Below are 9,016 nucleotides of genomic sequence, written 5' to 3'. Positions count from 1 at the left end.
CGCCAGCGTTCAATCTGAGCCAGGATCAAACTCTTCAGTTTAAACCTGTTACTGTTTTCGGTTCAGTTAAGAACCGGTCGCTCACTCAAAGCTGACAGGAATATGAATCACTTCATAAACCTGACTTACTTTAGTGTGAGACTCTTGATACTTTTGCTTTCTGATCCGAAGATCAGCTCGCTTTCATCAAGCGCCCACACTTATCGGCTGTTAATTTTTAAAGAGCATTTCTGCGAGAAACTTCGTGCTTCTCAGCAGCGCTGCGTTTTCAGCAGCAGAGAAGCGAGATTATGAACCGTGTTTCGCAGCTCGTCAACAACTTTTTAACTGCTTCGTTGCGACCGAGGGGTTCATCTTCCTGCGCCAGCCGTGCGCCCAACCTGCTGCACACCACCGACTTCGCTTCCCCTCCCCCGCGCCGCGTTGCCGTTAGCGCGAAAGAGGCGTGATTCTATGCACCCCGCACCCTTCGCGCAAGCCCCTTCGTGAAATTATTTTGAAAAAGCCGCCGTGCGCTATCGCGCACGGCGGCTTGGGGCTCGACGGGCCAAGTGCATCGCAACGCGAACCACCCGCCATAGATACCGGGCAAGCCTCTCTTTCCTCATATATATACGAGGCCGACGGCATGCCGTCCCAGGCGCGCTCCGGATTCGCATCCCCGCCAATCAACGGGCCGCTGGAACGCAACGCCGCGCCGCCCAGCTGCAACGTCGCGCCGCCCAGCTGCAACGTCGCGCGTTCGTGCCTTCATGGGTTTCGCAACCCTGTCCTGAGGATCGGACAAGGGGGCTCGCGCAGTCGAGTATCATGCCCCGACCGAACCACGTACTCACATCGACGATGGATAGCACCACTCAACCCGGCGACGCCGATCTTCGCGACGAATATGCAGCGCTGCGCGAACGCGCCATCCTGCTCGAAGAACAGGCCCCGCCGCTTCTGCAACGCATCTCGGATGTATTGCCGCGGATCAGCGGCGAATCCGAACTCGCGGACGAGCATCGCGAACGGCTCATCGGCGCACGCAATGCGGCGCTGGTTTCGATCGAAAACTATCAGCAAGCGATTCCTTTCCTGCAGACGGCCGACTCGATCATCGAGCAGATGGACAAGACACCCGAGCGCGACGAAGACATCGAGTGGCGTGAATCGCTGCTGCAACGGCTCGACGAACTGATCGACGTCGCGGTCGTGATGATCGACGATGCGGAAGGCTACTTCGAACAGGCGCAAGCCTGCGATCTGTCCAGCGTGCCGAAATCCATCCTCGAGGATTGAGCAGTGCCGCTCGGGATCGCGCGGCGCACCGGCGTCATGTCGTGTGCACCCGCAATCCCGATGCGTGCCGACAGACAATCGCTGCCTGACACCTTCGTCGTCAGGCCAGCCGCACACCTCCCGCAAAAGCTCACCTTGCCGCAACGACAATCCTGCGATCTGCGCCCGCCCGGGGTCGCGCGTCGCATCTACAGTGAGTCGAGCACAATCGTCTCGCTCACGATCGGCACACGGATATACCCCCCCTCTGCATCGCCATACGCATGCGCGCTTCCATCGATGACGTATTGCGCCGTCAGCGCGCACAGGGTCGCGTCCCGCGCATCGACGGATAGCAGCGTCGACACGTCGATCCCCAGACGCGCCAGCAATTGCCGGCGCTGGTTGCGCTTCTGCTTTGCCGACGCAACCGCCTTGCCCAGCATCGCGCAGGTAATCGCGTACGGATAGGTTTCGAAGCTCGCGCGCCCGCCCGCATAGTGCGCGCCGGTCAGCAACGGATACGCATCCGCGAGCGAGCGGTAGACACGCTCTCCGATGAACATCCAGTCGAAGAAGCCCGACGTGCTTGCGACCGCCTGCTCCCGCGACGGCGTCGGAAAGCACGAGATCCGTTCGCGCGCGAGCGCCTGTTCGGCCGCCCGGCGCCCGCTTCCCGCCCACCACAGGCTCGGCGCGTCGACGCCAACGGCCACGACGTCATGGGCGAGGCACAGCGCAGGCAACGCCTCGGGCGCGATCCGCCGTTCGCGGCAGACAACCGTCGACCCGCGCAGGATCACGAGATCGCACAGCTTCCTGTCGCCCCCGACGTCGACACCCGCCACGGCAGCCGGTTGCCGTGCGACGGATCCGACGGATCGGGCCGAACGCATGCGGGCGCCTCAGTCCGCGGGCCGTGCGCCGTACGCGGCGTCGAAGATCGCCTCGAGACCGGGATGCACGCCGCGCATCGGATCGACAACCGACTTCGCCCAGTCGAAGTACGCCTGCTTGCGCTCGAGCGGCCAGTCCGCAGGCGGATGCCGCGCGATGTCACGCAGGTTGCAGATCTTGTCGGCCAGCTTGACGAGCTTCGCGCGCCGGCTGATGGTCGCCGCATGCTCGACCTGCAGGCGCTTGCGCTCGTCCTTCGGCAGCGACTTGTCGTCCGTGACTTCCATCACGATGTCCGCCACGTCCTTGCCGAACAGCCGCAGCAGTTCCTGCTCGGTCGTCTCCGTATCCTCGACCGTGTCGTGCAGCACGGCCGCGACGATCACGCGTTCGTCCTCGACGCCGGCTTCGTTGGCCAGCACGTCGGCGAGCGCGATCGGATGATTGATGTACGGCGACGCTTCTTCGTCCTTGCGCCGTTGATTGCGATGCTTGTCCGCCGCGAACGCGATCGCGGCTACCAGCTTTTTCATGTTCCCCCCTCGTGTGGCCAGTCCCGCGACCGGCAGAACCGGTCGCGTGCATTTCGGAACCGCACATACTACCTGTACGCGATGACCCTTCCCGTGTGCCGGCATCCCTGCGCGCCCCGCATCACGCGCCGGCCGGCGCGCGCTGCAGCTCGACCACGTTGACCCGCGCGCCGAATACGTCCTTCACGAGCGGCAGCAGGTGATCGTGGTGCGTCAGGAACAGCACCTGGGTTCGCGTCGACAGATCGCGCAGCGCGTCGAGCCCGGCCTTCGCGCGCGCGTCGTCGAAGTTGATGAACAAGTCGTCGGCAACGAACGGCAGCGCGGTCCTGCTACCAAGCTGCAGCTCCAGCGCCGCGATTCGCAGCGCGAGGAACAGCTGATCGCGCGTCCCTTCGCTCAATCCTGCGACCTCGACCGACGCCCCCTTTATCCGCCGTGCATACAGCGCGGGCGGCGTCCGTTCGGTATCGACGGTGAGCTTCGCGAACTCGCCCAGCGTGAGCCCGGCGAAGATTTCGCCCGCCCGCCTGAGCATCGGCCCCTGCTTCTGGTCGCGATAGCGATCCGTCGCCCACTTCAGCAAGCGGCTTGCGGTGGCCGCCTCCAGATACTGTTCGGCCGCGTCGCCCATCGCCGCGAGCGCTTCCTGCCGCTTCGATTCGGCGACGGCCGCGTTCGCCTGGCCGTCGATCGCGCCGAACGCCTGGTCGGCCACGACCTGCTGCTGCGCGAGCTCGTTCAACCGCTTGCCGACATCGCCCAGCGACTGCTTCACAGCCTCCAGACGCGCCGGCACGTCGGCGATGTCCTGTTCCGCAACCTCAGCCTCGACGGTCGAACGGGACAGCCCGTCGCCGTCGCGCACCAGCGCCTCGTGCGCGGCATCGACCGCCTGCCGAAGCTGGCGCTGTCGATCCGAGCGTTCGGCCAGCGGCAGCGCCGCGTCGATCGACGCCACGCCGGCCAATTGAAGCAGCGGCTGGATACGTGCATCGGCGCCCGCCACCGCGGCGGCCGCATCCGTGACCTTGCCGTCGGCCTGCCGCACGGCTTCGTCGGCACGCTCGATCGCGCGCGCGATTTCCTTTGCGGCCGCGAGACGCATCGCCAGCCTGCGTGCAACGTCCAGCCAGTCGCCGCTCGCCAGCCATTCCGGCGCGAGCGCTTCGGCAAGCCGCCGCGCGCCGGCCTCGAGCGCGGCCAGCTCGGCGCGGATCGCAGCGATCCGGTTGCGCGGCGCATCCGCATCGGCCAGTTCGGCCGTCACCACATTCGCAAGCCCGAGCGCGCCTTCTGCCGCTGCCAGCGTCACCGCGCTCGCGGAAAGTTTCGCGTCGGCCAGCGCGTCGCGCCATTGCGCGTGCCACGCATCGTAGGCTGCTTGCGCATGGCCGACTCGCGACTGCGCCGTTGCGCAACCGCGTTCGGCTTCCCGCGCGCGGTCGTCGAGGCCGTCCTTCTGCGCGATCGCTTTCTCGGCCGACTGCACGAACGTCTCCGCGATGGCGACGAGTGCCGCCAGTCCGTCCGTCTCGCTGCCTCGCGACACCGTATGCAGCGCCAAACGCAACGCGGCTTCGGCACCCACGCGCGCCGCGCGAATCGTGTCGAATTCGCGGCGCTGACGATCGAGATCGGCCTGCGCCGCGAACACCGTATCGCGCTTTGCGAGCCAGTCGCCCATCGCCGCCAGCGGCATGCCGGGCACCGCGGCCGTCATCGCGAGCTCGGCCCATGCGTCGCGATGCGCGGCCAACTCGCGCTCGCGTTCGTCCGACGCAGCCTGCCTGCGCGCCACACCGGCACGCGCGGATTCGACCTGCTGACGCAGCGACTGCAGCGTCGCCGCCGCCTGCGTGGCGCCGAGCTGCGCATCGACGAGTTCGTCGGCCAGGCGAATCGCGTCGTCGACCGCCGGTGCGCCCGTTGCCAGATCGACGGCGCCGCTGCGGATGTCGCCCCATGCGCCGTCGCGTCGTGCGCGCGCCGCCAGCACGTCGGCGGTCGTGACGACCTTGTGGTTCTCCGCGAAATGCTTCTCCTGCAGTTCGAGCCGCTCGAGCTCTTCGAGCGCGCCGTCCCGCGCGTCGCGCGCGGCAGCGGCCGCGCTGGCGCGCTCACTGTCCTCCTTGAGCAGCGCGCCGAGCCGCGCCGCCGACGGCACGTCGAGCGCGCGCAGCGTGTCGACCGGCATGCGCCACTGGCCAAGCGCATCGAGCGCGCCGGACAGCGTGCGCCCGGCGGCGGCGATTTCGTGTTCGAGCGCCTGTTCGCGCTGGCCGCTGTTGCGAAAACCTTGCGCATCGGCGAGCGCCGCGCGCAGCGCTTCCGGCACGTCGGCGGTCGACAGGCGCGCCCGTTGCTCCTGCACCTGCGCAAGCTCGCGCGTGCGTTCGTCGAGCGATTCGCGCGCGCCGGCGAGCGCCTGGTGCAGCGCGCCGTGTTCGCGCAGCAGGTTCGCGACGGTCTTCAGCGACAGCGCCGTCGGCAGCGACGCGCGCAGCGTCGCTTCGTCCGTCGGCCAGTCGAGCTGCGCGGCGGCCGAAAACGCGGCGGACAGGTGCCGCTCGACGTCGGCGCCGAGCAGCAACAGATCCTGCGCGTGATTCATGCAGGCACCGCGCAGCCGATCGAGCGCTTCGATGTCGGCTTCGAGCGCCAGCGTGTCGGCGTCGGCATCGATCGCATCGCGCGCCTGCCGTTTCGCAAGCAGGTCGGCACGCCGTTCTTCGAGCACCTTCTGTTCGGCCGCGAGATCGCCCTGTGCCTTCAGCAGGTCCGCATACGCGGTCGGCGGCAACTCGACGACCGCGCCCAGTTCTGCCAGCGCCGCATCCTTGACCGTCAGCTCCTTCAGGTACGGCGCCAACCGCCGAACGCGCTCGAGCTTCGAGCGCAGCGATTCGAGCCGGCGCTGCTCCACTCGCGCGTGCTCGATCTGCTGTTCGACCGCCTCGCGCGCGTCCTTGCGATCGACCCAGTCGCGCGTGCGCACCTGGACCGTCTTCAGTTCGGTCACAGCTTCGTTGAACGATGTTTCTGCCAGCGCAAACGCGCTGCCGCTGCGGCGCGGTGCCCAAAGTTCGACCGAACGCGCGTCGAGTTCCTCGCGCACCGGCCCGAGACTGCCAACACCGGCGGCCGATTCGAACAGCACCTGGCCGAGCTTGTCGGACGCGTCGAGAATGCTGCGGCCGCCGTCGACCAGCCGCCCGTGATCGAGCCCGAACATCTGCTCGAAGAATTCGCGCGTCGCGCCGTCGAGGATGGCGGCCAGATAGTCGTCGGGAAGTTTGTCGTCGGCAGGCGTGCGCAACGGACTGCGTCCGCGCGCACGGTGGAACGCGAACTCGCCCGTTCCGTTCTCGAGCACGCCGCCGATCCGCAATTCAGGCGTGCTGTGCAGGAAATCGAGCGGCGTCTGCAGCTTCATCCCGAACAGCAACTCGGACACGGCCGTGCGGATCGTCGACTTGCCGGCCTCGTTCGGCCCCACGATCACATGAAAATCCTCGCCGGCCGACGGGAACCGCAGTGTTTCGTCGGTGAATTTGCCGTACTTGATCAGATCGAGCTGGCTGATGCGCATCGCTTACTCCCCCCTTGCCAGCCGCGCGAGCAACGCGGGACCGACCTGCTCGACCAGCGCCGTGAGCTCGCCCGCGCGCGCCATCGTCAACAACGGCACTTCCTCCTTCACGTCGCTGCGGACCTTGCCGACGAACGGCTTCAGGTCGCGTTCGAGCAGCGCGAGGAAATCCGGATCGTGCGCGGCTTCGGCCAGGATCTGCTTCAAATCCTCCAGCGCTTCAAGCTGCTCGCTCTCGCCCTGCTGATGATCGGCAGCGGACGTCGCGAGCCGGACCTTCTCCAGCCACAGCCGCTCGTTGCCGATGATGCCGATCTGGTTCAGCACCTCCGCACGCAACTGCGGCGCGCGGCCGAAAAAGAGCCCATGCGCGGGCGTGCGCCCCGTGACCGTCACGCGCACCGCGCGCGGCACGTGGCCGTCGACGGTCAGCAGCGCCTCCAGCGACTGGCCGATCTTTCTCGACAGGTCGGCGACCGTGAAGCAATCGGATGCGTCGACCGACACGGCTTCCCAACGAAGCACGTCGAGATACAGGCGCTCGACCTGCGTGCGGCCTTGCTCGACCGTCACGAGCACCGCGCCGCGCCGCCCCGTCTCGCGGATATGGCGCCCCTGCAGGTTGCCCGGAAACACGACGGTGGACGGCCCCGTCCATTGCTGGAATTCGTGCACGTGTCCGAGCGCCCAGTAGTCGTAGCCCTTTGCGTGCAGTTCGGCCAGCGTGCACGGCGCATAGTTCGCGTGCGCCGCATAACCTTCGAGCGCCGTGTGCAGCACGCCGATGTTGTAGTACCCGGGCACCGGGTCCGGATAACCGATCGCGAGATTGTCGACGACGGCCTTGTCCTTGAAGCTCTGCCCGTGCAGCGCGACATCGAATTCCGGCAGCTTGTGGGTTTCGGGCTTGCGGTGGCCGAACACGGTGACGTTGTCGGGCAGCGTCAGCTTCTTCGTCATCTCGCTTTCGGCATCGTGGTTGCCGCCGAGGACGAATGCGCGAATGCCGGCCTTGCGCAGGCGCCCCATCTGCTGGCCGAAGAAGATGCCCGTGTTGTGATCCTTCCAGTCGCCGTCGTACAGATCGCCGGCGATCACGAGGAACGCCACTTCCTCTTCGATCGCGCGATCCACGAGTTGCCGCAACGCCTCGCGCGACGCGTTGCGCAACTGCGCGGCCGGCGCGTCGGGATACGCGCTCAGGCCGTGCAACGGGCTGTCAAGGTGAATGTCTGCCGCGTGGATGAACTTCACGAAGATTCCTCTGTTTCATGACGAAGGGCGGCGCCGCTCGCGCAGGCCCGGCCGTCAATCGCAATCCTGGTAGCCGCACGCATCGCCGCAGCACACGCCCCGCGCGTCCGACCGGATCACGCTGCCGGTTGCCAGCGGGTCGGGATGGTACCTGAAAGCGGGTAACGACATGGGGTTCTTCGTCGGTCCGGATGGTGGAGAAAGCACGCGATGCGAATTCGAACAGCCATTGTGCCGTGGCGCGACTGTCTTACCGCGGAATCTCGACTTCGGCAAACGTGCCGCTCACGAAACGATAGACGCGATGCGTTGCGCCGTCGTGCGCGAGATATTTCCACCGGATGTCGCTGCCGCCCGGTGCGTCGCGCCCATTCGATCGCATGGCCGTTGGCGGGACGCACCGATTCGGGCGTCGGCGTTCGGAAACCGGCAGCGCCAGCACCGCTGTCTTCAATGCAACCGATATCGTCCGGCGGTTTCGTATTCGCATGGATCGCGCGGGATCGCCGCGGGGTTCGTCGTATGCGCCGGCGTGCCACCCGGGCATTACCGTTTCCGGATCGCGCCGCGTGCGTCGTTCGTCGAGACGAACGCGGCGCGATCCGCTGCATGCCGTCACTCGCCGCGCGGCACCGGCGGCGGCGCAAAGCCGTTGTCGTTGCCGGGGAACGGATTCGCGTTGCGGCGCAGCGCTTCCTCATCGTTCTCCTTCTGCGCGAACAGCGCGACGCCGATCACGCCGACGTTCGCGGCATCGCCGTACTTCGAGTTCGCGACATAGCTGTCAGGTACCGCCGCGAAGCGGAACGCGGCGACTTCGTCGCGGCTCTTGCGGAAGCCCTCGATCGTCAGCGTGCGGCCCGGATACAGCACGTAACCGCCGTTCGTATAGCTGCCCGGCCGCCCCGACAGCACGTCGAGCCCGTCGACCGTCGACACGACTTCGAACGTGCGGCGCCCCTGGTTGCGCAGCACGATCATGTAGCGCGAACCCTCGACACCCACCATGTGCCAGCGGCCGTTGCTGCGCGCGAGGCGCAGCGGCGCGCCCTTCTCGTCCGTAAACGACAGCGCGATGTCGCCGTTCGCGAGCGCGACGCGGGTCGGCAGCCGGCGCACCTGGGATGCGGGAAGATGTCCGGGCAGCGCGTCGTTGTAGTAGACCGACGCGAGATCCGTCGGCTTCGCCGGATCCGCGCGTTCGAATTCGACATTGCGGGTTTCGGATCGCACCGACTCGCCCCACGCGGTGCCGAGCCCGCGGCGTTCGCTGGCGTCCGGAACCAGCGGTGAAGCCGCAGACGCGCCGATACTGCCTGACGGCGGGGGCGGCGCTGCGCAGGCCGCCAGCCAGAGCGCGCAGGCGAGCGCGAGAAGACGGAACAGGATGGTCATGACGTGATGCCTCGGAATGTTATCGGGCCGCGCCGGGCTGGCCGGAACGGCGTTTTGGTGTCGTCTGTCGTCACGATGTCGATCG

8 protein-coding genes are annotated in these 9,016 nt (G+C 66.9%); 1 reads left to right on the top strand and 7 read right to left on the bottom strand.

What is annotated here, in order from left to right; genetic code table 11:
• The first annotated feature begins 843 nt into the window (after positions 1 to 843).
• Positions 844 to 1,281, top strand: coding sequence for an ATPase (locus BT264_RS21635; RefSeq protein WP_072440314.1), 438 nt, complete (start codon positions 844 to 846; stop codon positions 1,279 to 1,281).
• Between the two features lie 188 nt (positions 1,282 to 1,469).
• Here the strand turns inward: BT264_RS21635 and BT264_RS21630 are convergent, their stop codons facing one another.
• The 7 genes from BT264_RS21630 to BT264_RS21610 form a co-directional block, all read right to left on the bottom strand.
• Positions 1,470 to 2,156: a DUF429 domain-containing protein gene (locus BT264_RS21630; RefSeq protein WP_072440316.1), complete on the bottom strand. Its 687-nt coding sequence runs from the start codon at positions 2,154 to 2,156 to the stop codon at positions 1,470 to 1,472.
• 9 nt (positions 2,157 to 2,165) lie between these two features.
• Positions 2,166 to 2,690 carry an HD domain-containing protein gene (locus tag BT264_RS21625; RefSeq protein WP_034182569.1) on the bottom strand — a complete coding sequence of 175 codons (525 nt, stop codon included), beginning with the start codon at positions 2,688 to 2,690 and terminating at the stop codon, positions 2,166 to 2,168.
• A 121-nt stretch (positions 2,691 to 2,811) separates the two neighbouring features.
• Complete coding sequence (locus BT264_RS21620) at positions 2,812 to 6,282, bottom strand: ATP-binding protein (protein ID WP_072440318.1); 3,471 nt, start codon at positions 6,280 to 6,282, stop codon at positions 2,812 to 2,814.
• 3 nt (positions 6,283 to 6,285) lie between these two features.
• Positions 6,286 to 7,536 (bottom strand): metallophosphoesterase family protein, encoded by a 1,251-nt coding sequence (locus BT264_RS21615; protein ID WP_072440320.1) that lies wholly within the window; start codon positions 7,534 to 7,536, stop codon positions 6,286 to 6,288.
• A 54-nt stretch (positions 7,537 to 7,590) separates the two neighbouring features.
• Complete coding sequence (locus tag BT264_RS40550) at positions 7,591 to 7,707, bottom strand: CbrC family protein (RefSeq protein WP_371287112.1); 117 nt, start codon at positions 7,705 to 7,707, stop codon at positions 7,591 to 7,593.
• A 79-nt stretch (positions 7,708 to 7,786) separates the two neighbouring features.
• Positions 7,787 to 7,918 carry a hypothetical protein gene (locus BT264_RS40075; RefSeq protein ID WP_256260689.1) on the bottom strand — a complete coding sequence of 44 codons (132 nt, stop codon included), beginning with the start codon at positions 7,916 to 7,918 and terminating at the stop codon, positions 7,787 to 7,789.
• Between the two features lie 233 nt (positions 7,919 to 8,151).
• Entirely contained in the window at positions 8,152 to 8,931 is a 780-nt protein-coding gene (locus tag BT264_RS21610; protein WP_072440322.1) for a hypothetical protein, read from the bottom strand.
• Positions 8,932 to 9,016 lie beyond the last annotated feature (85 nt).

Source organism: Burkholderia sp. NFPP32 (assembly GCF_900119325.1).
Classification (GTDB): Bacteria; Pseudomonadota; Gammaproteobacteria; order Burkholderiales; family Burkholderiaceae; genus Burkholderia; species Burkholderia pyrrocinia_C.
Note: the sequence above shows the minus strand (reverse complement) of the source record. Positions and strands in the feature narration are given on the sequence as shown.